At 66.7% G+C, this 26076-nt stretch carries 28 protein-coding genes and 1 tRNA gene; 9 read left to right on the forward strand and 20 right to left on the reverse strand.

The window, feature by feature from the left end; all coding sequences use genetic code 11:
• Positions 1 to 88 precede the first annotated feature (88 nt).
• Entirely contained in the window at positions 89 to 1864 is a 1776-nt protein-coding gene (locus Q7J39_RS19540; protein ID WP_304829380.1) for a DUF885 domain-containing protein, read from the reverse strand.
• 189 nt (positions 1865 to 2053) lie between these two features.
• Here Q7J39_RS19540 and Q7J39_RS19545 point away from each other — a divergent pair, with 189 nt between their 5' ends.
• Positions 2054 to 2935: a PhzF family phenazine biosynthesis protein gene (locus Q7J39_RS19545; RefSeq protein WP_304829383.1), complete on the forward strand. Its 882-nt coding sequence runs from the start codon at positions 2054 to 2056 to the stop codon at positions 2933 to 2935.
• A gap of 85 nt (positions 2936 to 3020) precedes the next feature.
• Complete coding sequence (locus tag Q7J39_RS19550; RefSeq protein WP_304829386.1) at positions 3021 to 3155, forward strand: hypothetical protein; 135 nt, start codon at positions 3021 to 3023, stop codon at positions 3153 to 3155.
• A gap of 116 nt (positions 3156 to 3271) precedes the next feature.
• On the opposite strand, the gene Q7J39_RS19555 is transcribed toward Q7J39_RS19550, so the two are convergent.
• The gene (locus Q7J39_RS19555; protein WP_304829389.1) at positions 3272 to 3646 is read right to left on the reverse strand and encodes a response regulator; all 375 of its coding nucleotides are present in this window, start codon (positions 3644 to 3646) and stop codon (positions 3272 to 3274) included.
• 146 nt (positions 3647 to 3792) lie between these two features.
• The gene (locus Q7J39_RS19560) at positions 3793 to 5055 is read right to left on the reverse strand and encodes a cytochrome P450 (protein WP_304829392.1); all 1263 of its coding nucleotides are present in this window, start codon (positions 5053 to 5055) and stop codon (positions 3793 to 3795) included.
• On the opposite strand from Q7J39_RS19560, the gene Q7J39_RS19565 reads away from it, so the two are divergent.
• Entirely contained in the window at positions 5054 to 5683 is a 630-nt protein-coding gene (locus Q7J39_RS19565; RefSeq protein ID WP_304829395.1) for an AAA family ATPase, read from the forward strand. The genes Q7J39_RS19560 and Q7J39_RS19565 overlap by 2 nt on opposite strands.
• Here Q7J39_RS19565 and Q7J39_RS19570 read toward each other — a convergent pair.
• On the reverse strand, positions 5680 to 6606 hold the full coding sequence (locus tag Q7J39_RS19570) for a YwqG family protein (RefSeq protein WP_304829398.1): 927 nt from the start codon (positions 6604 to 6606) through the stop codon (positions 5680 to 5682). The genes Q7J39_RS19565 and Q7J39_RS19570 overlap by 4 nt on opposite strands.
• 151 nt (positions 6607 to 6757) lie before the next feature.
• Between Q7J39_RS19570 and Q7J39_RS19575 the strand changes: the two genes are divergently transcribed.
• Positions 6758 to 7249 (forward strand): pyridoxamine 5'-phosphate oxidase family protein, encoded by a 492-nt coding sequence (locus Q7J39_RS19575; RefSeq protein WP_304829401.1) that lies wholly within the window; start codon positions 6758 to 6760, stop codon positions 7247 to 7249.
• A 356-nt stretch (positions 7250 to 7605) separates the two neighbouring features.
• Positions 7606 to 8301, forward strand: coding sequence for a Crp/Fnr family transcriptional regulator (locus Q7J39_RS19580; protein WP_304829404.1), 696 nt, complete (start codon positions 7606 to 7608; stop codon positions 8299 to 8301).
• Here the strand turns inward: Q7J39_RS19580 and Q7J39_RS19585 are convergent.
• From Q7J39_RS19585 to Q7J39_RS19595, 3 genes are all read right to left on the reverse strand, one after another.
• Positions 8298 to 8888 (reverse strand): sensor histidine kinase, encoded by a 591-nt coding sequence (locus tag Q7J39_RS19585; protein ID WP_304829406.1) that lies wholly within the window; start codon positions 8886 to 8888, stop codon positions 8298 to 8300. The two genes, Q7J39_RS19580 and Q7J39_RS19585, sit on opposite strands and share 4 nt — an antisense overlap.
• Before the next feature lie 233 nt (positions 8889 to 9121).
• Entirely contained in the window at positions 9122 to 10195 is a 1074-nt protein-coding gene (gene rsgA / locus Q7J39_RS19590; protein WP_304829409.1) for a ribosome small subunit-dependent GTPase A, read from the reverse strand.
• Between the two features lie 309 nt (positions 10196 to 10504).
• Positions 10505 to 10966, reverse strand: coding sequence for an Lrp/AsnC family transcriptional regulator (locus Q7J39_RS19595; protein WP_304829412.1), 462 nt, complete (start codon positions 10964 to 10966; stop codon positions 10505 to 10507).
• Between the two features lie 114 nt (positions 10967 to 11080).
• Between Q7J39_RS19595 and Q7J39_RS19600 the strand changes: the two genes are divergently transcribed.
• Positions 11081 to 11317, forward strand: coding sequence for a DUF6356 family protein (locus Q7J39_RS19600; RefSeq protein ID WP_304829415.1), 237 nt, complete (start codon positions 11081 to 11083; stop codon positions 11315 to 11317).
• Between the two features lie 33 nt (positions 11318 to 11350).
• Here Q7J39_RS19600 and Q7J39_RS19605 read toward each other — a convergent pair whose 3' ends face one another.
• The 6 genes from Q7J39_RS19605 to Q7J39_RS19630 form a co-directional block, all read right to left on the reverse strand.
• On the reverse strand, positions 11351 to 11734 hold the full coding sequence (locus Q7J39_RS19605) for a VOC family protein (protein ID WP_304829419.1): 384 nt from the start codon (positions 11732 to 11734) through the stop codon (positions 11351 to 11353).
• Between the two features lie 28 nt (positions 11735 to 11762).
• The gene (locus Q7J39_RS19610) at positions 11763 to 14474 is read right to left on the reverse strand and encodes a TonB-dependent receptor (RefSeq protein ID WP_304829422.1); all 2712 of its coding nucleotides are present in this window, start codon (positions 14472 to 14474) and stop codon (positions 11763 to 11765) included.
• A 248-nt stretch (positions 14475 to 14722) separates the two neighbouring features.
• Complete coding sequence (locus tag Q7J39_RS19615; RefSeq protein WP_304829426.1) at positions 14723 to 15310, reverse strand: TetR/AcrR family transcriptional regulator; 588 nt, start codon at positions 15308 to 15310, stop codon at positions 14723 to 14725.
• Positions 15311 to 15335: 25 nt separating this feature from the next.
• On the reverse strand, positions 15336 to 16619 hold the full coding sequence (locus Q7J39_RS19620) for a cytochrome P450 (protein ID WP_304829429.1): 1284 nt from the start codon (positions 16617 to 16619) through the stop codon (positions 15336 to 15338).
• Positions 16620 to 16699: 80 nt separating this feature from the next.
• A complete protein-coding gene (gene bla / locus Q7J39_RS19625; RefSeq protein WP_304829430.1) occupies positions 16700 to 17548 on the reverse strand; it encodes a subclass B3 metallo-beta-lactamase in 849 nt (282 codons plus the stop codon).
• Between the two features lie 18 nt (positions 17549 to 17566).
• A tRNA-Gly gene (locus tag Q7J39_RS19630) sits at positions 17567 to 17641 on the reverse strand.
• Between the two features lie 184 nt (positions 17642 to 17825).
• On the opposite strand from Q7J39_RS19630, the gene Q7J39_RS19635 reads away from it, so the two are divergent.
• Positions 17826 to 18401 (forward strand): Pycsar system effector family protein, encoded by a 576-nt coding sequence (locus Q7J39_RS19635; protein WP_304829433.1) that lies wholly within the window; start codon positions 17826 to 17828, stop codon positions 18399 to 18401.
• Between the two features lie 74 nt (positions 18402 to 18475).
• Positions 18476 to 19105, forward strand: a complete 630-nt coding sequence (locus tag Q7J39_RS19640; protein WP_304829436.1) for an adenylate/guanylate cyclase domain-containing protein — start codon at positions 18476 to 18478, stop codon at positions 19103 to 19105.
• A gap of 74 nt (positions 19106 to 19179) precedes the next feature.
• Here Q7J39_RS19640 and Q7J39_RS19645 read toward each other — a convergent pair whose 3' ends face one another.
• The 4 genes from Q7J39_RS19645 to Q7J39_RS19660 all read right to left on the reverse strand — a co-directional run bounded on the left by Q7J39_RS19645 (position 19180) and on the right by Q7J39_RS19660 (position 21210).
• Entirely contained in the window at positions 19180 to 19380 is a 201-nt protein-coding gene (locus tag Q7J39_RS19645) for a hypothetical protein (RefSeq protein WP_304829439.1), read from the reverse strand.
• 136 nt (positions 19381 to 19516) lie between these two features.
• The gene (locus tag Q7J39_RS19650) at positions 19517 to 20545 is read right to left on the reverse strand and encodes a 2'-deoxycytidine 5'-triphosphate deaminase (protein WP_304829442.1); all 1029 of its coding nucleotides are present in this window, start codon (positions 20543 to 20545) and stop codon (positions 19517 to 19519) included.
• A 218-nt stretch (positions 20546 to 20763) separates the two neighbouring features.
• On the reverse strand, positions 20764 to 20982 hold the full coding sequence (locus tag Q7J39_RS19655) for a hypothetical protein (RefSeq protein WP_304829445.1): 219 nt from the start codon (positions 20980 to 20982) through the stop codon (positions 20764 to 20766).
• A gap of 6 nt (positions 20983 to 20988) precedes the next feature.
• Positions 20989 to 21210 carry a hypothetical protein gene (locus tag Q7J39_RS19660; RefSeq protein WP_304780946.1) on the reverse strand — a complete coding sequence of 74 codons (222 nt, stop codon included), beginning with the start codon at positions 21208 to 21210 and terminating at the stop codon, positions 20989 to 20991.
• A gap of 209 nt (positions 21211 to 21419) precedes the next feature.
• On the opposite strand from Q7J39_RS19660, the gene metZ reads away from it, so the two are divergent.
• Positions 21420 to 22604, forward strand: a complete 1185-nt coding sequence (metZ, locus tag Q7J39_RS19665; protein WP_304829448.1) for an O-succinylhomoserine sulfhydrylase — start codon at positions 21420 to 21422, stop codon at positions 22602 to 22604.
• A gap of 161 nt (positions 22605 to 22765) precedes the next feature.
• Here the strand turns inward: metZ and Q7J39_RS19670 are convergent, their stop codons facing one another.
• The 3 genes from Q7J39_RS19670 to Q7J39_RS19680 form a co-directional block, all read right to left on the reverse strand.
• Entirely contained in the window at positions 22766 to 23680 is a 915-nt protein-coding gene (locus tag Q7J39_RS19670; protein WP_304829451.1) for an Hsp33 family molecular chaperone, read from the reverse strand.
• Between the two features lie 47 nt (positions 23681 to 23727).
• Positions 23728 to 24663: an ornithine carbamoyltransferase gene (gene argF / locus Q7J39_RS19675; protein WP_304829454.1), complete on the reverse strand. Its 936-nt coding sequence runs from the start codon at positions 24661 to 24663 to the stop codon at positions 23728 to 23730.
• Between the two features lie 112 nt (positions 24664 to 24775).
• On the reverse strand, positions 24776 to 25954 hold the full coding sequence (locus Q7J39_RS19680) for an aspartate aminotransferase family protein (RefSeq protein ID WP_304830119.1): 1179 nt from the start codon (positions 25952 to 25954) through the stop codon (positions 24776 to 24778).
• Positions 25955 to 26076 lie beyond the last annotated feature (122 nt).

Raw genomic sequence — 26076 nt, forward strand, 5'->3', positions numbered from 1 at the left:
GATTTGTCGCGTTGGCGGCAGTGAGGCGCGGCTCCCCTCGGGGAACGCAAGAACGCTTTCCTCCCCCGTTCACAAGGGAGGAAAAGACCTAGGCGATCGGCAAATCGAACAGCAGTTGCCCCGCGAACCGGGCCGGGGGCGAGCCGAAGGAGAGGATGCCGTCGTGGTAGCGTTTCAGGGTGAAGCTCTTGCCCCACTTGGCTTGCGCCTGTTTGCGCAGGGCCTTGTGCTCCTCCCAGCCGACGAAATAGGTGGGCAGCTGGGCCTGGCTGAGCTGGGCGCGGACCCATTTGCCGGCGGCCTCGCGTTCCTGCTGGAAGGCCTGGACGGTCATCAGCTTCATGGCCTCGTCGCGGCTGATGTTGTCGACGTGGACGGCCTGGTCCAGCAGGGCGTTGGCGCAGACCCGCAGCTGGAGTTTCAGGTGAACCAGCAGGTAGAGGGGGTCGCCGCCGAGATACCCCTCGTCGGCCATGACGTCCTGCGCATAGCAGGCCCAGCCCTCCACGAACGGCCCTGAGGACAGCACGGCGCGGAGCACGGACGGATAGGCGTTGGCGTGGGCCAGTTGCAGGTAGTGGCCGGGCATGGCCTCGTGGACGGTGACCTCCTGGATGCCCAGAAGGTTGTATTCGCGCAGGAAACTGTCGGCCTGGGCGTCGGTCCAGTCGTCGGGGATGGGCGAGATCTTGTAGTAGGTCTGCTGGCCCTTATCGAGGGGACCAGGCGCGTCGCAATAGGCCACGGCGACGCCGCGCTGGAACTCCGGCACCAGGCCGATCTTCACCGGATCGCTGGGGACGGTGACGATGTTCCTGGCGCGAACGAAGGCGGTGGCCTCCACCAGGGTGGCCTCGGCGGCCTCCACCAGTTTGTCGCGCGCGGGCTTCTTGGCGTAGGCGTATTCCAGCGCCGCCTCGATGGCGGCCTGACACTGGGCGTCGGTGGGGTTGGCCGGGGTCGGCGGGGCGGCGGGCTTGCCGGCCAGGAACCTGGCCGAGATGGAGTACATGGTCGCCCGCAGCGAGGTCATTTCGGCCAGCGCCCGGGCCTTGATCTCGGCGCGGCTGAGGGGAGAGTTGAGCGCGAAGGCCAGCTTGGCGTCGTAGAGCTCGGCGCCTAGGCGGAACTCGCCCCTGGCGGCGGGGGCCAGCACGGTCTCCAGCCATTTCTGATGCGCGTCGATGCCGGCCTTGCAGGCCCTGGCGGCGGCCTCCAGGCGGGCGCGGTCGGCGGGGGGCAGCTTGGCGCCACCCTCGACAATGCCGTCCACCAGGGAGTGGAGGCCCTTGTTCTGGCCCACCACGGTGTCGGCGTGGATCTTCGGCACGCGGGCCGGGACGAGGTCGGCGCGGGCCTGGGCCAGCAGGGCCGGCAGCTTTTCCATCCGCGCGGTGGCGCTGCGCAGGCGAACCTCGAGGGGGGCGAACTCACGGGCCGTGAGGTTGTAGAGGGCGCCGCCGGCCACGGCGTTCCAGGTCAGCGGGTCCCAGGCGTAGGGCTGCAGGGTCTGGATCGTCCAGAGGTCGCTGCGGACCTGGTTCTCCAGGATGGCGGCGTCCACCTGGTTGGCGCGGGAAAGCTCGGCGCGGGGTGTGGCCTGCAGCGCGGCAAGCGTCTCGGTCGCCAGCTTGACGACCGCGGCGCGACCGGCCGGGCCCATGTCGTCGATCAGGTCGTCGAAGCGGTGGTCGCCGATCTGGGTGGCGCTGACCGGCGAGAGCCGCAGGGAGGCGTCGACCCAGCCCTTGGCCAGGGTTTCGAACTTCGCATCGGCGGGGCTGGCGGCGCGGGCGATGGCCGGCAGGGCCAGGGGGGCGGCGGCCGACAGGGCGAGCAGGGCGCGGCGGGAGACGTTGGGCATGGGCGTTTCCTGAATTTCTCACCTCCAGTGTTACCAGCGGCGGCGGAACGGGGAAACAGGCGCGGGCGCGGCGAGACTTGAGGGCTGCGAGGCGGGTGTGGAAGATGGGCGCCCAGGCGTCGTCTTTGGGACTTTGCCAACTGGCTAATTCGTGGCAAGGCATCGTCGCAAGCTGCACTGGAAAGAGCCATGCCCACCTACGCCTTCGTCACCCTGGACGTGTTCACCGACCGTATGTTCGGCGGCAATCCGCTCGCGGTGTTCACCGACGCCCGCGGGATGAGCGACGCTCAGATGCTGTCCCTGGCCGGGGAGATGAACCTGTCGGAGACCACCTTCATCCTGCCGCCGGCCGATCCGGCCAACACCGCCCGGGTGCGGATCTTCCACCGCAGCGGCGAGATGCCCTTCGCCGGGCACCCCAGCATCGGCACCGGCTATGTGCTGGCGAGCCTGGGGCATGAGGGTCCCCTGACCCTTGAGATGATCGCCGGGCTGGTGAAGGTGGATATCGACCGCGATGCGACGGGCGCCGCCAAGGGCGCCGTGATCGCCGCGCCCCAGGCCCTGACCGTCGGGGCGGAGATTCCCATCGAGGAGGTGTCCGCCTGCGCCGGCATCGGTCCGGGCGACCTGGTGACCGCCACCCACACCCCGGTGCTGGCCACGGTGGGCGTGCCCTTCATCCTCGCCGAGGTGACCGGGGATGCGCTAAGCCGCGCCGAACCCGACGTGGCGGCGTTCCGCCGAGCCGAGGCCGATCGCCCCGACCTGGCCGGGCGCTACTCCCTGCTGATCTACGCCCGCGACGGCCAGGACATCCGCGCCCGCATGTTCGCCCCCCTGTCGGGGACCTATGAGGACCCGGCCACCGGCAGCGCCAATGCGACCCTGGCGGCCCTGCTGGTGTCCCTGGCCGGCGTCGACCAGGCCGCCTTCACTATCAGCCAGGGGGTGGAGATGGGACGCCCCAGCGTGCTGAAGGCCGCCGCGCGGCGGACCCCGGACGGGGTGCGGGCTACGGTGGGCGGCGGCTGCGCGCCGATGTTCCGGGGTGAGGTGACGCTGTAAGTCATGCCCGCTTCGAACCGTCACGCTTGCGGCGCGGGGTGCGATACGCCAGATAGGCGACTGACTTGCAGGAGAGCGGCCCACAATGGCGCGGACACCCAACTACAGCTTCGAGCGGATGGAACGCGACAAGGCCAAGGCCGCCAAGGACGCCCAGAAGGCCGCCGCCAAGGCCGAGAAGAAAGCCGCCGCGGCCGCCGAGAAGGCGCCGAAGGACTGAGACGGTCCTGAAGGCTCTAGTTCAAAGCGATAGAGCCGGTCGCCGACCAGGCTATGGCGGCGGCGAGGGCGAAGCCGGCGAGGCCCATGAACAGGGCGGCGCCCCAGACAAAGTCCTTATGCGGCTTGGGCATGCATGACCCGGCTGAGCGCGTCGGCGACCTGCTGCGGGCTGCACGGCTTGCCTACGAACTCTGACCCCCCGACGCCCTCGGCGGCATGCCGCCCGGAGGCCGTGCCCGAGATGAACACCACCGGCAGGTCGGGATAGGCGGCCCGCGCCCAGCGCGCCACGGCGAAGCCGTCCTCCCCCGGCCCCAGATCGATGTCGGTGACCAGGGCGGACAGGATCTGATGGCGGTTGAGGTGCTCGAAGGCCGCCGGGGCATTGTAGACCGGCAAGACGCTGAAGCCTTCCTGGCGCAGAAATTCGCAGTTTTCGAAACTGCAGATGAAGTTGTCATCGACGAATAGAACGCGCCCTCGTGGCATGAGCCAGAATCCTTGTGCGCTCACACAACCTATGGCCGATGATTTGTTTCCTTCGATTTAGGATATATTTGTCGGCTTGGCGACATATTGGGACACAATCGGAACTCAATTGCCCCCAATTAGCGAATACTGAACTCTTAGATTCCTCAGTTTGGAATTCGCACGGGCAGGTACTCATAGCCCTTCACGAAGTTGGAGGTCAGGCGGCGGGGCTCGCCCATCACCTCGATGAAGGGGAAGCGCTTCATCATCTCCTCCCAGACCACGCGCAGCTGCATCTCGGCCAGGCGCTGACCGACGCAGCGGTGGACGCCGAAGCCGAAGGCGACGTGCTGGCGGGGCCGCTCGCGGTCGATGATGAAGGCGTCGGGATCAGCGATCGCCGTACTGTCGCGGTTGCCCGAGACGTACCACATGACCACCTTCTCGCCCTTGCGGATGGTCTTGCCGCCGATCGTAGCGTCGGCCATCGCCGTGCGTCGCATGTGGGCCACGGGGCTCTGATAACGGATGATCTCGGGAATCATGGCGCCGATCAGGCCGGGATCGGCGCGCAGCTTGGCGTACTGCTCGGGGTTCTCGTTCAGCGCCAGCAGGCCGCCGGTGATGGAGTGGCGGGTGGTGTCGCTGCCGGCGACGATCAGCAGCACCAGGTTGCCGACGAACTTGTAGGGGTCGCCGCCGCCGTTGGTGGCCGGGTCGTGGGCCAGCATGGAGATCAGGTCATCGTTGCGGGGCGACGCGGCGCGCTCGGCGAAGATGCCCACCAGCCGGCCGAAGGTGGCCATCAGCTCGGCCTGGCGGGCCGGCTCCCCGGCCGGCGAGCCGCCGCCGAGAATGGGGGCGGCCAGCAGCAGGTCCGAGGCCCGGGGCAGCAGGCGGCGCTCCTCGAAGGGGAAGTCCATCAGGGTGGCCAGCATCTGGGCGGTGAGCTCGACGGAGACGCGGTCGACGAAGTCGAAGGTCTCGCCGCGGGGCAACTCGTCGAGGATGGCGGCCGCCCGGCTGCGGATCAGCGGCTCCATGGCCGCCATGGCGCCGGAGGTGAACATCGGGGCCACCACCTTGCGTTGGGCCTCGTGGCGTGGGCTGTCCTGGCTGATGAAGCTGGCGCCGGCGGGGTCCTCGAAGGAGTCGCCCAGCGCGATGCCGCCGTTCTCGGCGGACGAGGAGAAGGTGTTGTGGTCGCCGTCGACGGCGACGATGTCGTCGAACTTCGTCACCGACCAGTAGGGGCCGAAGGCGCTGGCCTTGCAGTGGTGGACCGGGTCCTCGGCGCGCAGGCGCTCGAACCACGGCCAGTGGGTATCGGTGCGGAACAGCTCCGGGTCGCCGACGTGGAAGTCCTCAAGCGGGGTGGAATAGGCCCGGTCGCGGGCCTCCGCAGCGATGCGTGCGCCGTCGGCCATGTCGGCCTCCCTGGTTCACGGTCTTCAGCTTGACCGTCGTTATGTGGATCAGAGACCATCACCGCCGGACTGTCCATCGCGAGAGAGACCCATGCCGGGGCGCATCATCCTGCTGACCGGGCCGCCGGGCGCCGGCAAGACCACGGTGGCGCCCCTGCTGTGCGCCAACGCGCCGGGCCCGACCGCCATCCATCTGGAGACCGATTTCTTCTACCGCAGCATTCGCAAGGGCTGGCTGGCGCCCTGGACACCGGAGTCGCACGGCCAGAATCAGGTGGTGGCCGCCGCCATGGTGGCGAGCGCCGTGACCTATGCCCAGGGCGGCTATGAGGTGATCGCTGACGGGATCATCACCGACTGGGTGAAACAGGTCTTCGTCGATGGGGCGCGGTCGGCGGGGGTGGCGTTGGACTTCATCGTGCTGATCCCCGGCCAGGCCATCGCCGCCGAGCGGGGCCGCACGCGGACGAACGACCCGATCGCGGACTACGCGCCCTATGTGGCGCTCTACCGCCTGTTCGCGGCGGAGGACGCGGGTCATGCCGTGGACACAAGCGCCGTGGCCCCCGCCGATCTCGCGGCGGCCCTGCGGGAAGGGATCGAGGCGGGGCGGTTCGCCTTGCGCTAGTAGGACTGGCCGATCATCTGGATCTTCGAGAAGTCGCCGTCGCGGGCGTCGGCCTCGCGGATCCAGTAGTAGAGCCGGCCGCCGTCGCCCCACTGGGCCTTTAGATCGGCGTCGGTGTCCACCTGTAGCAGCAGGCGCCAATCGGATTCGCTCGGCCGGGTCAGGGTGGGCTCGCGACCTTCCAGTGTGGCGAGCATCTGCTCGCACTCAAACTCCATGTTCAAACCCTGGATCGCCGAAGCATGACCGCCGATCCGATGTTCTGGGCTCGGCATATGTGCGGCGGGAAATTCCGCCAACCGTTCGAGAACCTCCTCATCCATCTCCGGTTCGTGAAGATCGTCCACCATCCATTCAAGGTCGGGATAGGAGATGGCTGGGCTCATCACGACTTGGCGCTCGGCGAGGGGAAAGCCTTTGGGCGAGGCGGGAACCGCGATGCGCGGCTGAGCGTCGTCGGGCATCGGGTCGTGGACGACAGCGCCCATCCAAGGCTCGGCGAAGAAGTAGAGGCGGCCCTGGTTCGGCAGCCAATCCGGACCGCCGGCCGCGCGGACCTCGGCCAGGTCCAGCTGGGCGACGAACCCCATCGGGGTGGTGACTTCGCGCCTAGGGAAGCGATGGGTCACGGTCGAGGTGGGCCAGGTCGCGCCGTCGCCAAGGTCGGGCGCGCCGCCGAGCTTGGAGAAGGCAGGCGCTTCGGTGGGAAGCAGCAGCAAGGTCGGGCGGGCAAGCGCCTTCATCTGGCTTTCCAACGCCCCACTGCCCGGTCGATGAGGCCGCCCGGGGGGCTGTTCTTTGGCGGCCATACGATCGAACACGACGCCAAGGACCTTCTGTATCGCGGCCGCGCCAAGAAGGCTGACGACGCCACCGGCCGCCAGCAACGCAAAGAAGAACACCACCGCCCAACCCGCCGACACGCCCACCCCCCAAAAAGCCGCCCGAGAAGTTCTTCTTATGTTCCCGGGAAAGTCAAGTCGGATGGGGACATGGGCACCGCGAGACGGTCGGAACAACAACCCCCGGTCTCGGGTTGAGTCACCAACGAAAACTCTAGCCCAGGAGCCCCCCATGAGCACCGACCTGCGCACCGACGCCGAACGCCGGCTGTGGGATGAGATCGAGAAGCACAATACCGGCATGCTCGGCGTCACCGGCGGCGCGGCGCACCACACCCAGCCGATGACCGCCTTCGTCGAGCGCAAGACCAACCAGCTCTGGTTCTTCACCCGCACCGACACCGACCTGGCGCGCGAGATCGCCGAAGGCAAGACCGCGATGTTCGTGCACCAGCAGAGGGACTTCCAGGCCTGTATCGGCGGTCAGCTGACGCTGCAGCACGACACCGACCGCATCAACAAGTACTGGAACGCCGTGGTCGCGGCCTGGTACCCGGACGGCAAGGACGACCCGAAGCTGACCATGCTGTGCCTGGACTGCGACGACGCCCAGGTCTGGATCAGCGAAGGCGGGCCGGTGAAGTTCGTCTGGGAGATCGCCAAGGCCAACGCCACCCACACAACGCCCAGCGTCGGTAGCTCGACCAGCGTGAATTTCCACTAGATCCGCCCGCGCCGTGAGGTTTCGCCCCGCCGTCCCGAACGGCGGGGCTTTCTATTTTTCAACCCGGCCCCGCGTTGTCCCCAAGATGGGGATTTTCAAGGCAACAGAAAGCTCAGAGACGGGGCCTCAAAGCTTCTTAAACAACTCAAGAAACCCGAAATCCACGACCTCTGCGATAGACGTCAATGTTGAGCGCGATCTCGGGAATCTTCACTGGCGATCGGCATTTTGATTTTGCTGCCTAGGTTTCAGATTTGTGTCGAGTCCTCGACAGTCCGGGGCGAAGCGCCTCGATAACTTGCAACCTTCGCTGTTCGGGGACGTTTCCATTCCCCATGCAAAGGCTACTCCCCTCCTTGCAAAACCGTCTGCTCACCGCCCTGCCTTCGGCCGACCACGGGCTTGTCTGGCCCTATCTCACGCCCATCGACCTGGAGCGCGGGCGCCTGCTCTATGACCCGGGCGATCCCATCGACACGGTCTATTTTCCCCTCGATGGGGTCATTTCCCTGATGACCCTGATGGAGAACGGGGCGGCCATCGAAAGCGCCACCATCGGCCCCGAGGGCGCCCTGGGCCTGATGGCCGCGGTGTCGCCGCGCCAGTCGCTGTCGCGGGCCATCGTCCAGACCCCCTGCCGCGCCGTCCGCATCAGCGCGGACCAGCTGCACGAGGCCTGGGAGAAGAGCCCGGCCATCCGCAAACTCGTGGACAAGCACACCGAGGCCCTGTTTGGCCACGCCATCCAGTCGGTGGCCTGCAACGCCCTGCATTCCGTCGAGGCGCGCTTCTGCCGCTGGCTGCTCACCTGTCACGACCGCATCTCCACCAACACCGTGGCCCTGACCCAGGAGTTCCTGGCCGACATGCTCGGCGTGCAGCGCACCACGGTGACAGCCGTGGCGCGCGCTCTGCAGAAGCGGGACTACATCCGCTACCGGCGGGGGATCGTGGATATCATCGACCGGCCCGGGCTCGAGGCCATGACCTGCGAGTGCTACGGCGTCGTGCGGCGCAACTATGAACGCCTGCTGCCCGGGACGAATTTCTAGAGCGAGAAGATCAGTTTCGCCGTGCAGCTCGGCTGCGAGGTCAGGGTGAACTCGCCGCGCACCTGGGCGGCCAGGCTGCGGACGAACCACAGTCCGAACCGCTCGCGGGCCTTGGCCGGATCAAAGCCCTGGCCATCGTCGGTCACCGTCAGGTCGTGGCGGCCGTCGGCCCCCTGGGTCAGGCTGATCTCCACCCGGCCCGGAAGGTCGCCGGGATAGCCGTGGGCCAGGGCGTTGCCCACCAGTTCCTGGGCGATCAGGGCCAGGGTCGAGGCCGCGGTGTCCGGCGCGATGAGCGGGATGGCGCTGACGCGCACCTCGGCCTGGCGCGCGGAATGCCGCCGCCGCCAGACGGGGGCCATCTCGACAAGATAGGCGGTGAAATCGACGCCCTGTGGGGTTCGGTGACGCTCCAGGGCGCCCAGGGAGCCGATGGCGTCAGCCATCCAAAGCAGTTGGCGGCGCGCCTCGAGATCGCCCGCCCGCTGGCTGCGCATCCGGCCAAGCGCCGACATCAGCTGGAAGGTGTTGGCCATCCGGTGCCGCATCTCGGAGACGGCGCGCCCATCGGTGTTGTCGTCGCTCATGCAGCCCGCGGCCCCACGCGGTTGACTATCACCGCAAGTAAAACGCGAGCGTCGGACTCTGTCCGTCGCTCGCGCGACAGACTACGCAAGAAATCGGGCGGCCGCCCACGGAATCAGCGCCTTGCGACGAATCGTCAGCCTTTTCGGAGCCTCCCCAAAGGCGGGTAGCGCGGGCTGACGCCCCGTGTCGGGCTATCCGGGCCCTTCGCGGTTCCCTGTCACCGGGGCGGAAGTCACTCCAGCCCTCCGCGCTTGTGCTTCATGTGGGCGCGGGCGGCCTTGTGGCGGCCGATCCAGACGCGACGGACCTCGGCGCGGGCCAGGGGGTCGTCCTTCAGGTCGAGGTGGGCGAGTTCCCGCTGCAGCTTGCCGAAGCTCTTCCAGCGGTCGGGATCCAGCGTCCCGTCCTCAAGGGCGGCGCGGACCGCGCAACCGGGCTCGGTGCGGTGGGCGCAGTCGCCGAAGCGGCACCGAGCGGCCAGGGCCTCGATGTCGCCGAAGGCCGCGGCGACGCCGGCCTCATTGTCCCACAGCCCCAGTTCCCGCATGCCCGGCGTGTCCAGCACCAAGCCGCCCGAGGGCAGCAGGATCAGCTCGCGGTGGGTGGTGGTGTGGCGGCCCCGCGCCCCCTCCTCGATGATGCCCTGGGTGGCCATCAAGGCCTGGCCGGCCAGGGCATTGACCAGGGTGGACTTGCCCACCCCCGACGAGCCCAGCAGGACGGCGGTCTGGCCGGGACCCAGCAGGGCGGCCAGGGCCTCAAGCCCCTGGCCCGTCACCGCCGAGACGGCGTGGACCGGGCAGCCGAAGGCGATGGATTCCACCTCGGCGACGAGGCGCTCGACGTCCTCGCAGGCGTCGGCCTTGGTGAGCACCACCACCGGCTGGGCGCCGCTTTCCCAGGCCACGGCGAGGTAGCGCTCCAGCCGGCGCAGGCTGAGGTCGGCGTTGAGGGAGGCGGTCAGCAGGGCGATGTCGACATTGGCCGCCACCGTTTGGGGCGCGACATTGGGGCCGGAGGCCTTGCGAACGAAGACGCTGGAGCGCGGCAGGACAGCGTGGATGGTGGCCGCCCCCTCGGCGGGCCGCGCAGCGCAGGCCACCCAGTCGCCGGCCACGGGATAGCCGCCCTCGCTGGCCTCATGGGCGAGCTTGCCCGACAGTTCGGCGGCGAGGTCGCCGCCCTCGGTGGCGAGGCGATAGAGGCCGCGCTGCTGCACGGTGACCCGGCCGGGGACGAGGCCACGGTCGGCATAGGCTTGGAATTGGCTCTGGAGCTTTTCGCTCCAACCATAGGACTTGAGCAATGGGATGATCCGTCGATCGAAAGGGACGTCTGAGCGCCCGGCCGACGGAGGAAATCTAAGGTATCAGGATACCCGGTCGGCGGCGCGGCGAAGGGAGGTCGGGATGAGCACAGTCATGGCGAAACCCTCCTTTCGAGGCGTATTGTCGACGGGACAAAGGTAGGCACGGGACTATGCAGGGTCAAGTCGCAGCCAAAACCCACGTCGTCATCCCGGCCGTAGCGCAGCGAAGAGCCGGGACCCAGGGGCCGTGCGCACCGCCCCTGGGTCCCGGATCGGCCTATCGGCCGTCCGGGATGACGGCGTAAGTTACAGCGGCAGCGCCGTGGTGAACTTGATCTGCTCCATGGCGAAGGAGGAGGAGACGTCGCCCAGTTCGGCCGTGGCGATCAGGCGCTTGTAGAAGCGGTCATAGGCGCCGATGTCGCGAACCACGACCTTGAGCAGATAGTCGGTCTCGCCGCTCATCCGGTAGAACTCGACGACCTCGGGCAGGGCCGAGGCGCCCTTGGCGAAGGCCGCCAGCCAGGCCTCGTCATGGCGGGCGGTGCGGATGGAGACGAAGACCACCAGGCCGAGGTCCAGCTTCTCGCGGTCCAGCAGGGCGACCCGGCGCTCGATGACGCCCTCGTCGGTGAGGCGCTTCACCCGCTTCCAGCAGGGCGTCTGGGACAGGCCGACGATCTGGGCCAGGTCGGCGATGGAGAGGGTGGCGTCGGCCTGCAGCTCCCGCAGGATACGGCGGTCGATCGGATCGAGACCATCGCTCATGTGAAATGTCCATTGGAGAGAATATTTTTCTCTTATGTCCGAGTTTGTCAGCGAAATCGACAATGACCCTCTCTAGGACGCGACGCATCCTGTCTTCACAAGCAGGGGCCAGCCATGATCGAGACCTTCACCAGACACCCGCATCAGGTCGGCGAGACCTATGGCGAGCACATGGGGGCCGCGGCCGGATTCGGCGTAACCCTGATCGCGGCAGGGATGGCCTGCGTGATCCACGCCGTCTTCCCATTCCTGTTCGAGAAGACCGCCAGCCACTGTGTGGCGCGGCTGCATGGGACCATGTCGCTGCGGGGGCGGCTGCCGCGGCATGATGAGACGGTGGTGCAGATATGACGAGTGATCCTTCTCCCCTTGCGGGAGAAGGACTCAGAGGTTCGGTTCGATCAGGTCCCAGCGGTTGCCGTAGAGATCCTGGAACACCACCACGGTTCCGTAGGGCTCGGCGCGGGGCGCCTCGAGGAAGGTGACGCCGGCGGCCGTCATCCGGGCGTGGTCGCGGGCGAAGTCGTCGGTGTGCAGGAAGCCCATCACCCGGCCGCCGGTCTGGTGGCCGACGCTGGCCACCTGGGCCGCGCCGGAGGCCTGGGCCAGCAGCAGGCCCGCCCCGCCCCCAGACGGCGTCACCACCACCCAGCGCTTGCCGCCGCCCATGTCGGTGTCTTGCGCGAGGGTGAAGCCGAGGCCGTGGACGTAGAAGTCGAGGGCGTCGTCATAGTCGGCGACGACGAGGGTGGTGAGGGCGATGCGCATGGCCCCGCTTAGCGCACCGCCCCGCCGCCTAGAACCCCTTGGTGATCGCGATCCCGTAGATGCGGGGATCGAGCAGGAAGAGGCTGCGGGTCGAGCCCAGGTTCTCGTCGGCGATGTCAAAGCCGACGATGGTGTCCTCATCCATGGCGTTCTTCACAAACATCTGGAACGTCAGGTCGATGTCCGGATTGGTGACGATCAGGCTGGCGTTGAGGTTGTCCCAGGCCTGGATGCGGTCGAAGGCGGCGTTGTTGTAGCGCATGAAGCTCTCGGTCTGGCGGTAGTAGTCGCCCCGCAGGGTGACGTTCCAGCCATTCTCCAGCTCCCACCTGTATTGCGCGCCGAGCGACATCGTCCATTTCGGCGCATTGGGCAGCTCGTTGCCCTTCAGGTTCTGGCGCACCCCCTCGCCGGCCCCGCTGGTGTAGAGCGAGACGTTGGAGCCGTAGCTGTACATCCCCGCTGACAGGGCCGCCGCCGCGGCCGGGGTATTGCCCGCCGCCACCAGACCCGCCGTCACCGAGGCGGGACCGGAGCAGACCCGGTTGGCCAGGGTCGCGGCCCCGCCGGGAACGGCCAGGATCGCCGCCACGCCAGTCGCCCGCACCACACAGCCGCCGCTGGTGGAGTTGCCGTAGATGTAGGTGCTGTCGCCGCGCGTGCGGTCAAAGGTGTCGACCACCACACCCTGCTCGACCTGAGTGTCGAGGTAGCCGATATTGGCGTTGAGCTTCAGGTTCTCGACCGGGCTCCAGACGGTCTCCAGTTCGAGCCCCTTGATCTTGGCGTCGATGTTCTCGTTGTAGACTGACCGGTTCACGCTGCGGCCGATCTGGTAGCCCTTATAGTCATAGGAAAACGCCGTCAGGTTCAGCAGCAGCTGGCCATCCATCAGGGTGTTCTTCACCCCGACCTCCAGGGCGTTGACGAACTCCGGCGCATAGCTGGCGTTGAGGCCCAGGGCCACGACGCCGGGAGGATTGAAGCCACCGCCCTTGTAGCCTTTCGAATAGGAGGCATAGACCAGGGTGTCGTCGGTGAAGGGCAGGTCGGGCTTCCAGTCGACATTGAACCGGCCCGTGGTCTCCTTGAACTGCACCGTCTGCTCGGCGGTGTAGACCGGGCCGCGGCCCGGGGTGAACAGGGTCGAGCCGGAGCCCCGGGTCCACTTCTTGTCGTCGGTGTAGCGTAGGCCAAGGGTGGCCCGCAGGGTGTCGGTGGCTTGCCAGTAGACCTCACCAAACACGGCCTTGGACTTGAGTTTGTACTCGGTCCGACTGACGAAATAGTTGTGTCCCGTGAAGTCGGGCTCCCGCAGCGGATCGATGTAGCCGCTGGGGACCAGAACCCTCAGCGCCGCCGTCGCCGCATTGGTGGCGACATAGGTGATGCTCATGGCGTCATAGTCGAGATAGATGCCGCCGACATTGAAGTTCAGCGGGCCGTCGAAGTTCGACTGCAGACGCAGTTCCTGGGTCACCTGCTCGTTGTGGCCGACCCCGCCGGACTCACTCTGCAGCCGGTCGGTGGCGCCGAACTGAGGATCGTTGAGGACGCCGCCCGGCGAGAAGGGGGTGACCCCGAAGGCCACGGAGGAATAGCCGCCCGTGGAGTCGCCGCGGGAATAGTTCTCGTTCTCGTTATAGCTGGTGAGCGAGGTGAAGGTCAGGCCGGGCGTCAGGTCCCATTCCACATTTAACTCGTAGAGGTCAGTGCGGGGCCGATAGATCGGCTGACCCACCACCTCCACCTCCCGCAGGTCGCGGGAGATGCTCTTGCCCAGGAAGGAGTCCAGCGGCTGCAGGCCGATCTGGCGGGCGATGATGCCGGAGAAGGTGGAGAGCTGATTGGTGGTTCCGTAGGCGTTCGGGTCATAGACAGAGGCCGCCAGGCAGCCCTGGGTCAACCCCGCCTTGGCCGCGCCGGTCGCCACGCCGAGCACCGAGGTGGGTCCGGGATCCTTGACGCAGAGCTGCTTGCGCGCGCCGCGACTATCGTCCTCGGCGAAACTCTCCCACAGCAGGAAGCTCCGCAGGTTGTCGGTGGGATTGAAGGACAGGGTCACCCGGCCGGCCCAGATGTCGCGGCTGTCGATGTCCTGGCCGTTCAGGCTGTTGGTGGTGTAGCCGTCCCGCTGGAGGGCGAAGCCGGCGGCGCGCAGGGCGAACTTCTCCCCCAGGGGAAGGTTGATGTAGCCCTGATACTTCAAGGAGTTGTAGTTCCCGAACTCCGCCGTCAGCGAGCCGCTGCGCTGGTCATTGGGCTTGTTGGAGATGATGTTCACCACCCCGCCGGTGGCGTTGCGGCCGTAGAGGGTGCCCTGCGGGCCGCGCAGCACCTCCACCCGCTCCACATCGTAGAACTCGGCGTCGGCGATGCGGTTGGCGGTGAGGGGCACGTTGTTCTCGTGGATGCCCACCCCGTCATCGCCCGACAGGGACACCAGCTGAGCCCCCACCCCGCGGATCTGGAAGTTGGTGCGTAGGGCGCGACGGGTGAAGGTCAGGTTGGGCACCGACTGAACAAGATTGCCCGCGCCGTCGATGCCCTGGGCCTTGAGCGCCTGCTCGCTGAAGGCTGAAACCGCGATCGGCACGTCCTGGACCGACTCCTCCCGTTTCTGGGCGGTGACGATCAGTTCGTCGACCAGACTGCCCTTGGCCTCTTGGGCGAGCGCCACCTGCGGCAAGCCCAGAACCAGGGCGAGCGCGGTCGCCGACAGCATCAGTCGCTGAGTCATGTCATCCTCCCAAGAACGTCCGGTGGCCGGACGCCATCCCTGCGGAGCCTCATCGGGGGACCCCTTGAGTTGACGCTAGGTCCGCACGGCGGAGCTCGTCAACTGGTCACGTAACATCGTGATGTTGCCAAATTGTATTTTAATAACAAATAGATAACCCATATTCGTCCGCTCTCGGACGGAATATTCCGGAGCGCTCCGTAGGCCGATTCTGACGAACGCCGTTCGGATCGCGCGGGCGCGAAACCTCAGTCGGCGAAGCGCGGCGACAGCAGGAAGCCGAAGCCTGAGATCACCTTGGCCACCAGGCGGCCCGCCGCGCCTGGATCCTCGTCGCCCTGCATCAGGACCGCCGAGGCGATGCCGCGCCCCAGCACCCAGATGGTGAGCGAGACCTCCTCCACGCGTTCGGGCGGCACCCGGCCGTCGCCCTCGAAGGCGCTCTGGAACACCGCGAACGCCGCCCGTTCGGCGGCCCGCACCGCATCGTTGGCGGCGAGCGCCTGCTCGGTCTGCATCAGGGCGTAGAGTTGCGGGTTGCGATGGATGAAGGTGAGGAAGGCCCGCGAGGCCGCGTCGATGCGGTGGGGGAATTTCCCGCTGGCCATGGCCTGGTCGATGGCGCGGGCCAACTCCTCCCAGCCCTCGATGGCCAGGGCCGCCAGCAGGGCGTTCTTGTCGGCGAAGTGGTGGTAGAGGGTGGCCACGCCGCTGCGCACCTCGGCGGCGATGGCGCGCAGATGCAGGCCGTCGACCCCGCCCGCCTCCAGCAGCCCGCGCGCCGCGTCCAGGGCGCGGCGGCGCAGGGTCCCCATCACCTTCAGCTCTTCGGCCACGGCGTCCTCCCGCCGGGAGTGTGGCCTAGAGCTTGGACGGAAGCACCACCTTCATGTCCTCGTAGCCCTTCACGAAGATCGAGAAGGAGCGCTTGGGCTCCTCCAGCAGCTTGATGTCCGGGAAGCGCTTCATGATCTCCTCCCAGATGATGGTCAGCTGCAGCTCGGCCAGGCGGTTGCCCACGCAGCGGTGGATGCCGAAGCCGAAGGACATGTGCTGGCGCGGCCGTTCCCGGTCGATGATGTAGCTGTCGGGATTGGCGATCACCGTGTCGTCGCGATTGCCCGAGACGTACCACATGGCCACCTTGTCGCCCTCGTGGATGGTCTTGCCCCCGAGTTCGAAGTCCTGGGTCGCGGTGCGCGCCATGTGGGCCAGGGGCGTCTGCCAGCGGATGGTCTCGGAGACCATGGAGGTGATCAGCGACGGGTTCGCCCGCAGCTTGGCGTACTGGTCGGGGTTCTGGTTCAGGGCCAGGACCGAGCCCGAGATGGTGTTCCGCGTCGTGTCGTTGCCGCCGATGATCAGCAGGGCCACGTTGGCGTGGAACTCCTGCTGGGTCATGTTCCGGGTCTCCTCGCCGTGGGCCAGCATGGAGATCAGGTCGCCGGTGGGCGGGGCGTTGACCCGCTGGTTCCAGAGCTCGGTGAAATAGCCGAAGCACTCGGCCATCATCGCCCGCATCTCCATCAGGTCCGCGGCGGGACCGAAGCCCGGCGCGGTGGTCATCACGTCGGACCAGCGGGTGAGCTTGCGGCGCTCCTCGAAGGGGAAGTCGAACAGGGTGGCGAGCGTCATGGTGGTGAGCTCTTTGGAGACCAGGTCCACCCAGTCGAAGTCCTCGCCGATCGGCAGGCTATCCAGGATCAGGCCGGCGCGCTCGCGGATCACCGGCGCCATGATCGACAACGCGTGGGGTGAGACGGCCGGGCTGACCGTCTTGCGCTGCACGTCGTGGCGCGGTGGGTCCATGGCGATGAAGTTGGTGGCGGTGTTGTTGGGGTCGCGGAAGCCCTGGGCGGCCTTGGGCGTCAGCGTGATGCCCTTGGCCGAGGAGAACACCTGGTGGTTGGAGTCCACCGCCAGGATGTCGTTGTACTTGGTGATCGACCAATAGGCCCCGTAGTTGCTGTCGGCCGTGTAGTGGACCGGGTCTTCCTTCCGCAGCCGCTCGAACATCGGCCACATGGCGTCGTCGCGGAACAGCGAGGCGCGCGCCGGGTTCAGGTCCTCGACCGGGCCTTCGTAGGCCGCCTTGCGGGCCGCCGCGCGCTTGTCCTTCAGAATGTCCACGGCGCCGTCAGCCATATTCGTCTCCTACCCAGGGGCGCCACGCGCATTTCCCCCATCGAGACCTTCCGAACACAGTTCGACAAGCCCCCAGGCGGCTACTTGCCCGCCTTGGCCTGAGCCTTGGCCAGAGATGCCTCGAAGGCCTTCTGCTGGGCGTCGATCACCTTCAGATAGCCGGCGCGGTCGATGAAGGGGTTGGGGCCGGGCTGACCCAGGCGGGCCTTCTTGGCCGGGGCGTCGAAGAACTCCGAATGGGGGGCCAGGAAGACATCGCCGGGGATGGCGCGCGCGGTGGCGAAGGTGTGGCGGTAATCGGCGACGATGCCGGGATACTGCTCGGGGACCAGGCTGTTGGCCGCCACGCTGGCGCTGCAGAAATAGAGCGCGGTGTGGGCGGCGCCGTCCTTGTCCTTCACCGGCCAGGTCCAGGTGGTGCAGCCCGCGGTGTGGCCCGGCGTCAGGTGGGCGGTGAGCTTCAGGCCGCCCAGCTCGACGGTCTCGCCGTCCTTCACCACCCGGTCCACCTTCACCGGCGGGAAGTTCATGAGCTTATTGCTCTCGGAGCCCGGATAGACCCCCTTCTCCAGGGCGTAGCGGTCGCCCTCGGCGGCGATCATGGCCGCGCCCGTATCGGCCTTGATCCTGGCCAGCCCGCCGGCATGGTCGAAGTGGCCGTGGCTGGTGAGCAGGATCTTGATGTCGCTGAGCTTGAAGCCCAGGGCCTGGACGTTCTTCTCCACCATCCCGGCGTACTGCGGCATCCCGGCGTCCAGCAGCACCGCGCCCTTGGGCGTGACGATCAGCAGCGCCGTCAGCCCGGCCGAGCCGACGGAATAGGTGTTGTCGATGACGCGATAGGGCTTGGCCGGCAGCAGCCAGTTGGCCTGGGCGAAGGCCGGCGCGGCGGTAAGGGCCAGGGCGGCGGCGAGGATCGGGGTCTTCATGGGTGGGCTCCAGAAAACTGGAGCGGGCGATGGGATTCGAACCCACGACATTCAGCTTGGGAAGCTGACGCTCTACCCCTGAGCTACGCCCGCGAAGGCCTTATCGGATAAGGCTTTGCTGAGAACAGAATGCGACACGGCTGGCCCGGTTTGCAATTCAGTTTGCAGAGCCCGTTGTCTAACCGCTCAGTGAACATCGCTCAAGGCGGCAATTTTCCGTGACCATCAAAGCCGGCCATAACGCCATTGGACGGCGACACCAATGGGGCGGCACCTCATGTGCGTCGCCTTCCTGTTTACCTGGAGGTGCTGTACCGTCGCGGCCAAAGAGGGGGGGATCATGCAGAATCCAATGAGCTTTGCGACCGCTCAACTCGACAGACTGCAGACGTTCTTTCCAAGAGTGGAGGGCAAGGCATCCTTCCTTCTGGCGATCAACCTCGCGCTGCTGACATCCATTGCGGTGAATATGCCTGTGCGCAACCTGGATAGTCCGAGGGGAGTTCTCGGCTCCATTGCCTCAATCCTCCTGTCCTTCAGTTTATGGCACGTTTATCAGACGTTTTTCCCGCACCTCAAAGGCGCGTCCAAAGTCTCTGTCTTTTACTTTCGGGATATCGCGAGACTCTCACCGGAACAATATATGAACCGGCTAAATCTAGTTACCGATCAAGAACTTTTGGATGATCTTCATTGTCAAATATGGAGAAATTCCGAGATCCTTGATCTCAAGTTTTCAAGCGTCGAAACGGCGTTTCGATTTTTGGCGCTATCAGTAATACCTTGGTTCGGGTTCCTTGCCGCGATCTCATTGAGGTTGGGCCGATTTCCAGATTTGGGGATTTCCACGTGACTTTTGCAACTGAGCTCGAAGAGTCGGTGAAAGCTACATTTCGAACTCAATGGACAACTCGAGACGGACAGGTAGTGCCCGACGACAAGAGTGTCACGCTTGGCAACGATGGAATCTATCTAGATGCTGCCGTTCTGTATGCTGACCTCGCCGACTCGACAGACATGGTCAACTCCATGGGCGCGGTCTATGCAGCTGAAGTCTACAAAACCTTTTTAACTTGTGCCGCACGGATCATTAATCGCGAAGGCGGAACTATCACGGCCTATGATGGCGACCGCATCATGGCGGTATTCATTGGAGACAGTAAAAACTCCGATGCCGCACGGACTGCCCTCCGAATAAACTGGGCGGTGAGCGAAATAATCCGCCCGGCGTGGGCGGCGCAATACACAAGTTCACTATATTCGCTTCGTCATGTAGTTGGCGTGGATATCTCACGCCTACTGGTCGCGAAGACCGGGGTTCGCGGCGCTAATGACTTAGTATGGGTTGGTCGAGCAGCGAATTATGCCGCCAAGATGTGTGCTCTCGATGACGTACACAGCTCCTACATCACCAGCGCCGCGTACAATCAGCTCAACGACGCCTCAAAATTCCATACGGTTGAGGGTGTTAAAAACAATATGTGGACTCTGCAACGCGAGACGATCAAGGGCGAGCCGGTGTACGCATCCAATTACCTCTGGAGAGATACTGGTTAGACCGGTCGATCAAAAGCGTCGGGCACGTTCGCTAAAACAGCCGCCCTGTCCTACCCTCTAGCTCGCGAGCATTGTCAGCCGGTGATGACCCATTCGGCGACATAGGCCTGGGCCTTACGGGCCAGGGCCGACGGGCCGGAGAAGTAGAACTCGCTGCCGAACATGGTCCGCTGCTCGCGCCAGGCCAGGGGCTTGGTGTCCTCGGTCTGCAGGATCTGCCGCAAGCGGTCGCGCTTGGCGGTGGGTACGAAGGCGATGTAGGTCGCGTCGGACATGGCGGGTTTTCCTGGTCCCTCACGTTCCAGGAAACCGCGAGTCGAACTTAAATATGGTTAACGCGATCAACAGCTTGGCTGTGGCGGCCTGCCGCAGGGCACGGACGATCTAGGCCTCGAATGTGGCCTCGGGAGGTCAGGCGTTCGCCGTCCAGCGCTGGAAGTGCTTGGAGAGCTTGAGGCCCTGGCGCTGGTAGTGGCTGCCCTGGTCGCCGTAGAGGCGCGACGGCTTGGCGGTCAGGGGCTCATAGACCAGGCGGGCGACGGTCTGGCCGTCCTCCAGCAGGAAGGGGGTCTCGTGGCTGCGGACCTCCAGAACGCCCTTGGAACCCACCCCTTGCGCCTCCTCGGTGCCGAAGCCGGGGTCGAAGAAGCCGGCATAGTGGACGCGGAACTCGCCCACCGAGGGGTCGATGGGGGTCATCTCGGCGGCCTGTAGCACCGGGATCTCGATCGCCTCCTTGGAGGCCAGGATGTAGAATTCGCCGGGATCGAGCAGCAGTTCGCCATTCTGCGGGATCAGCGGCTCCCAGTAGTTGCGCGGGTCGTGGCCGTCGACATTGTCCATGTCGATGACGCCGGCGTGGCGCCGCGCGCGGAAACCGGCGATGCCGTCAGAGAGGTCGACGCCGACGCTCTTGGTGAGCAGCTTGGCCGGATTGCCGCGCTTCAGCCGCAGCTGGTTCAGCCGGGTGCCGGTGCGCACCAGGATGGAGAAGGTCTGGGGGGCGATCTCGATATAGGTGGGGCCGTCATAGCCCTCGATCACGTCGTCGAAGGCCGGCTGGTTGTCCGACAGCAGACGCACAAAGACGTCGACGCGGCCGGTGGAGCTCTTGGGATTGGCCCGCGCCGAGACGCCCGGCGGCAGATGCAGGCGTTCCTGCAGCTCGGCGATATAGACGCAGCCCTTCTCGAGAACAGCGCCCCTGGAGAGATCCAGCTCGTGCATGGCGACGTCGGCGATGCGGCTGGCCACCGTGCGGCCCAGGCGCGGCAGGAAGCTCGCCCGCACCCGCCAGCAGCGGGCGGCCAGGCGCAGGTCGAGGCTGGCGGGCTGCACCTGGTCGGCGTCGAAGGGCGTCGCCGACAGGATGGCGCCCTGGACGATCAGGTCATCGATGGATTGGCAGGGGAGAATCCCCGCGCGGGTCGCGTCGGTCATCGGCGGGACACTCGCCGGGAGGGGGCGGGTTGGCAAGTGCGGCGTGTTGGTTGGGGGGCGTGGCGAGGGCCAAACCCCCTCCGTCACGCGCTGGCACGCGCGCCACCTCCCCCGAACCGCGCTACGCGCTGGGGGAGGAACTGGAAGCGCGAAATTCCTCCCCTTTCGGGGGAGGTGGATCTGAGCGCAGCGGCTAGGGTCTCTCCTCCCCCCGCCGCCTAGTGCTTCTTCCCGACCCTGCCGGCGATCTCGGCCAGCATGGTGACGGCGGCGCCCACCCCGAACAGGGCGAGCGCCTCACCGAAGGTGGCGGCCGGGCGCAGCACCGCCGGAACCCAGCTTTGCAGATGGTCCGACAGGGCCAGGATCACGAGATTCAGCGCCCCGAAGAAGGTCAGGATCAGGCTGAAGACCCGGATCGCAAAATTGACCGGCACGGGAGCCTAGTAGCTCTTGGCCGGGCGCTTGGCGGCGATCTCGGCCAGCAGGTAGATCATGGCGCCGAGGCCGAGCAGACTCACCGACTGGGCGAATCCTTCCACCAGCATCAGCTGCTTCGGAATTGAGGCCAGGACCGAGGCCGGCAGGAAGCCGATGGCGACGTTGAGCAGGCCCAGCACAACCAGGATCAGGCCGAGAAGGCGAAACAGCATATTGAGCGGCATTAGGTAGTGTCCTCCCTATAGTTAAGCTGAGGTTGCCCCGTTTTTGTGCAGGTCGGAAGTCGATTCAGCCAGACGGCGAACGGTCCAGCTTGACCGCGAGGCGCGCCGTGAGGTTCATGCCGCCCTCCCTGAAGGCTTTCGCAGGAAAACTGGATTCCGGTTTGGCGCGCGAAGGCGCTTTCTGCGGACGTCATACCAAGGAGCGCCCCATGGCCGAAGATCCGAACACCTGGCAGCAAGAGACCAAGCTGGTGCGCGGCGGCATGGCCCGCTCGCCCTATGGCGAGATCTCCGAGGCGCTCTTCCTGACTCAGAGCTTCGCCTATGACAGCGCCAGCGCCGCCGACAAGCGGTTCTCCGGCGAGGAGCCGGGCTTCATCTACCAACGCTTCGGCAACCCCACGACCCAGATGTTCGAGGACCGCCTGGCGCTTCTCGAGGGCGCTGAGCAGTGCCGGGCGACGGCCTCTGGCATGGCCGCCGTCCACGTGGCCCTGCAGGGCCTGGTGCGGGCCGGCGACCACATCGTGGCGGGCCGGGCCCTGTTCGGCTCCTGCCGCTGGATCCTCTCGGAACTGATGCCGCGCTACGGCGTGGACGTGACCTTCGTCGACGCCACCGACATCGAGGCGTGGAAGAACGCGGTGCGCCCCAACACCAAGGCCTTCCTGGTGGAGACCCCGGCCAACCCGCTGCTGGAGATCACCGCCATCGGGGCCGTCGCCGACGTCGCCCATGCCGCCGGCGCCAAGCTGGTGGTGGACAATGTCTTCGCCACCCCGCTGTTCCAGAAGCCGCTGGCCCTCGGCGCCGACATCGTCGTCTACTCGGCCACCAAGCACATCGACGGCCAGGGCCGGGTGCTGGGCGGGGCGATCCTGGGCGGCGCGGAGCTGATGACCGAGAGCTACAAGGACATCCTGCGCCACACGGGCCCGGCGCTCTCGCCCTTCAATTCCTGGGTGCTGGTCAAGGCCCTGGAAACCCTGGAGCTGCGGGTCACCCGCCAGACGGAGAACGCCGCCAAGGTGGCCGACGCCATCGGCGCGCACGCCAAGTGCCGGCAGGTGATCTATCCCGGCCGCCCCGACCACCCGCAGGCCGCCATCATCGCCAACCAGATGACCGGCGGCGGCAGCGTCGTGGCCTTCGACCTGGGCGGGCGCGAGGCCGCCTGGCGGTTCCTCGACACCCTGGCCATCGTCGATATCTCCAACAATCTCGGCGACGCCAAGTCCATGGCCACCCACCCGTCCACCACCACCCACCGCTCCATGCCCGAGGCCGAACGCCTGAGCATCGGCCTCACCGAGGGCTGGGTGCGGATGAGCGTGGGCCTGGAGGGGTCAGGGGATCTGATCCGCGATGTCGAACGGGCGCTGGACGCGGCCTGAGTGATCCTTCTCCCCTTGTGGGAGAAGGTGTCAGCGAAGCTGACGGATGAGGGGTCGCGCTCCCCTCTCCGCTCAGTCCGCAAGGCTTGCCCGATAGGTCTATCGACCCCTCATCCGACCGATCTCCGACCGGCCACCTTCTCCCACAAGGGGAGAAGGAATCAGGCCTCCGCCGTCAGCCGCGCCGGATCGACCGAATAGGTGCTGGAGCAGTATTCGCAGGTCACCTTGATCAGGCCGTCGTCCTCGACCATGTCGGCGCGCTCCTCGGGCGAGAACGAGGTCAGCACGCTCTCGATGCGTTCCTGCGAGCAGCGGCAGAAGGCCTTCAGCGGCTTGGCCTCGAAGACCCGGACGCCGTCCTCGTGGAAGAGGCGGAACAGCAGGGTCTCGGCCGAGATGGTGGGGTCGATCAGCTCGTCCTCGCCGATGGTCTCGAAGAAGGCCTGGGTGCGGACCCAGGCCTCGGCGGTGGGGCCGCGGTTCTCGTCCTCGGCGATGTTCTGGATCAGCATGCCGCCGGCCCGCCAACGCAGGCCGTCGCCGAGGTCGGCCTGACCCACGGCCAGGCGCACGCGGGTCGGGGTCTGTTCGGACTGGGCGAAGTACTGCTCGGCGCACAGGGCCAGGGTCTCGCCCTCGATGGTGGTGATGCCCTGGTAGCGGTCCATGTCGGCGCCCTGGTCGACGGTCATGATGAAGACCCCCTCCCCCAGCAGGGTCTTGGCGCCCGGCCGCACGAAGCCCTGGGCCGCCTTGGCCACGGCGTCGGGATCGTAGCGGCAGTAGCCGCGCAGGGCGCCGTCGGTGTCGTAGTCCACCACGACGTAGCGGACCGGCCCGTCGCCCTGGGCCTGGACGATCAGCCGGCCGTCGAACTTCAGGGCCGAGCCCACCAGGGCGGCGAGCGCGCAGGCCTCCCCCAGCAGGTTGGCGACGGCTTCGGGATAGTCGTGGGCCGCCAGGATCTCGTCGACGGCGGCGCCCAGCCGGGCCAGGCGGCCGCGCACGGGCTCGCCCTCGATCTGGAACGGGGCGACGAGATCGTCGGGGGCGGCGAGTGTTTCAGTGCTCATGGGCGGGCCATATAGGGAAAGGCCCGCCGCTTTGCGAGCGTGGCAGATCAGCCGATGGCGCCGAAGCACCAGGCCAGGATCGATTTCTGGGCGTGGATACGGTTTTCCGCCTCGTCCCAGGCCAGGGAGCGGGGACCGTCCAGCACCTCAGCCGTCACCTCCTCGCCGCGGTGGGCGGGCAGGTCGTGCATGAAGACGGCGCCGGGATTGGCCTTCTCCATCAGCTCCTGCGTGACCTGATAGGGGCCGAGCGCGGCGAGGCGGTCGTCGCGGTCGGTGTCGCCCATGGAGACCCAGGTGTCGGTGATCACGCAGTCGGCGCCGGCGACGGCCTCGAGCGGATTGTCGGTCACGGTGATCCGGCCCTGCAGCTCGGCGGCGCGGGCCAGGTCGACACGGTCGGGGTGGTACTTGGCGGGGCTGGCGATCTGCAGCTTGAACCCGAAGACCGGGGCGGCGTGGATGAAGGTCGAGCAGACGTTGTTGCCGTCGCCGATCCACGCAAGAGTCTTGCCCTCCACCGAACCGCAACGCTCCTCGAAGGCCAGTAGGTCGGCGAGGATCTGGCAGGGGTGGCTCTTGTCCGACAGGCCGTTGATCAGGGGCACCTTGGAGACCGAGGCGAAGGTCTCCAGGTCGGTGTGGCGGTTGGCGCGGATCATCACCGCGTCCACCATGCGCGAGAGCACCATGGCGGTGTCCTCGATGGTCTCGCCGCGGCCGAGCTGCATGTCGTTGGCGGTGGAGATGATCACGTCGCCGCCCAGCTGACGCATGGCCGCGTCGAAGGAGAAGCGGGTGCGGGTGGAGTTCTTCTCGAAGATCATGGCGAGCGTCCGCTCGGCGCCCGGGGCGTCGGCGTCCACGCGGCCCTGGGTCCAGCCCTTGCGCGCGGCCTTGCGGGCCTTGGCGTCGGCCAGGATGGCGCGCAGGTCGGCGGGGGGAATCCGCCAGAGGTCGAGGAAGTGTCTGACTTGGGTCATGGGAATCTCCCAACTCCCGCTCACCCCGGCGAAGGCCGGGGCCCAGGTTCAGCCTGAGAGCGAGGAGTCCTAATCTAAAGTCCCGGCCTTCGCCGGGATGAGCGGTGTGAAGTTAGGCCGCGGCTTTCGCCTGGGTTCGCGCCGCCTCGCAGGAGGCCTCGAGTTTCGAGATGGCTTCCTGGGCTTCTTCCAGGGTGAGGTTCAGCGGCGGCAGCAGGCGCACGCAGTTGTCGCCGCCGCCGGCGATCAGCATGTGCTGGTCGCGGGCATGCTGCATGAACTCGCGGTTCGGGGTCTTCAGCTTGATGCCGATCAGCAGGCCCTTGCCACGGATGTCCTCCACCACGTCGGGGAAGCGCTCCTGCAGGCCCGAAAGCTGCTGGACGAAGTAGCCGGCCACCTCGCGGACGTGGGCCAGCAGCTCGGGACTGTTGAGCTCCTCCATCGCCGCCAGACCCACGGCCATGGCCAGCGGGTTGCCGCCATAGGTGGAGCCGTGGGAGCCGACGGTCATGCCGCGGCCGGCTTCCGCCGTGGCCAGGCAGGCGCCCACCGGGAAGCCGCCGCCGAGCGCCTTGGCGACCGCCATAATGTCGGGCGCGGCGTCGGTGGCCCATTCGTGGGCGAACAGCTTGCCGGTGCGGCCCAGGCCGCACTGGATCTCGTCATAGATCAGCAGGATGCCGTGCTCGTCGCACAGGCGCCGCAGGCCGCGCATGCAGACCTCGGGCAGGGCGCGGGCGCCGCCCTCCCCCTGCACCGGCTCGATGAGGATGGCCGCGGTGGTCGGGCCGATGGCCGCCTTCAACGCCTCGTGGTCGCCATAGGGCAGGTGGACGAAGCCCGGCATCGGCGGGCCAAAGCCCTCCAGATAGGACTTGTTGCCCGAGGCGTTGACCGCCGCCAGCGTCCGGCCGTGGAAGGAGCCCTCGAAGCCGATGATGTCGATGCGTTCCGGGTTTCCCTTGGCCCAGTGGTACTTGCGCGCCGTCTTGATGGCGCACTCGATGGCCTCGGCGCCGGAGTTGGTGAAGAACACCTCGTCGGCGAAGGTGGCGTCGGTCAGCACCTTGGCGAGCTTTTCCTGGCCCGGGATCGTGAAGATGTTGGAGACGTGCCAGAGCTTCTCGGCCTGGTCCTTCACCGCCTGCACCAGCTTGGGATTGGCGTGGCCCAGGGCGTTCACGGCGATGCCGGCCATGCAGTCGAGATAGGCGTCCCCGTCGGTGGTGAAGAGTCGCGCGCCCTCACCTCGCTCGAACGCCAGCGGGGTGCGGTTGTACACGCCCATGATGTGATCGCTGGGGACGGGCGCGGCTTGCGTCGCGGTCTTTTCAGTCACTGGGGATACCTCCCAAAAGAGAACCGTCCCCGGCGCGTGGCGGCGGGGACAGGAAGGCTCGACGTTTTCGT

Origin of the sequence: Phenylobacterium sp. (assembly GCF_030651185.1) — a bacterium.
GTDB lineage: Bacteria > Pseudomonadota > Alphaproteobacteria > Caulobacterales > Caulobacteraceae > Phenylobacterium.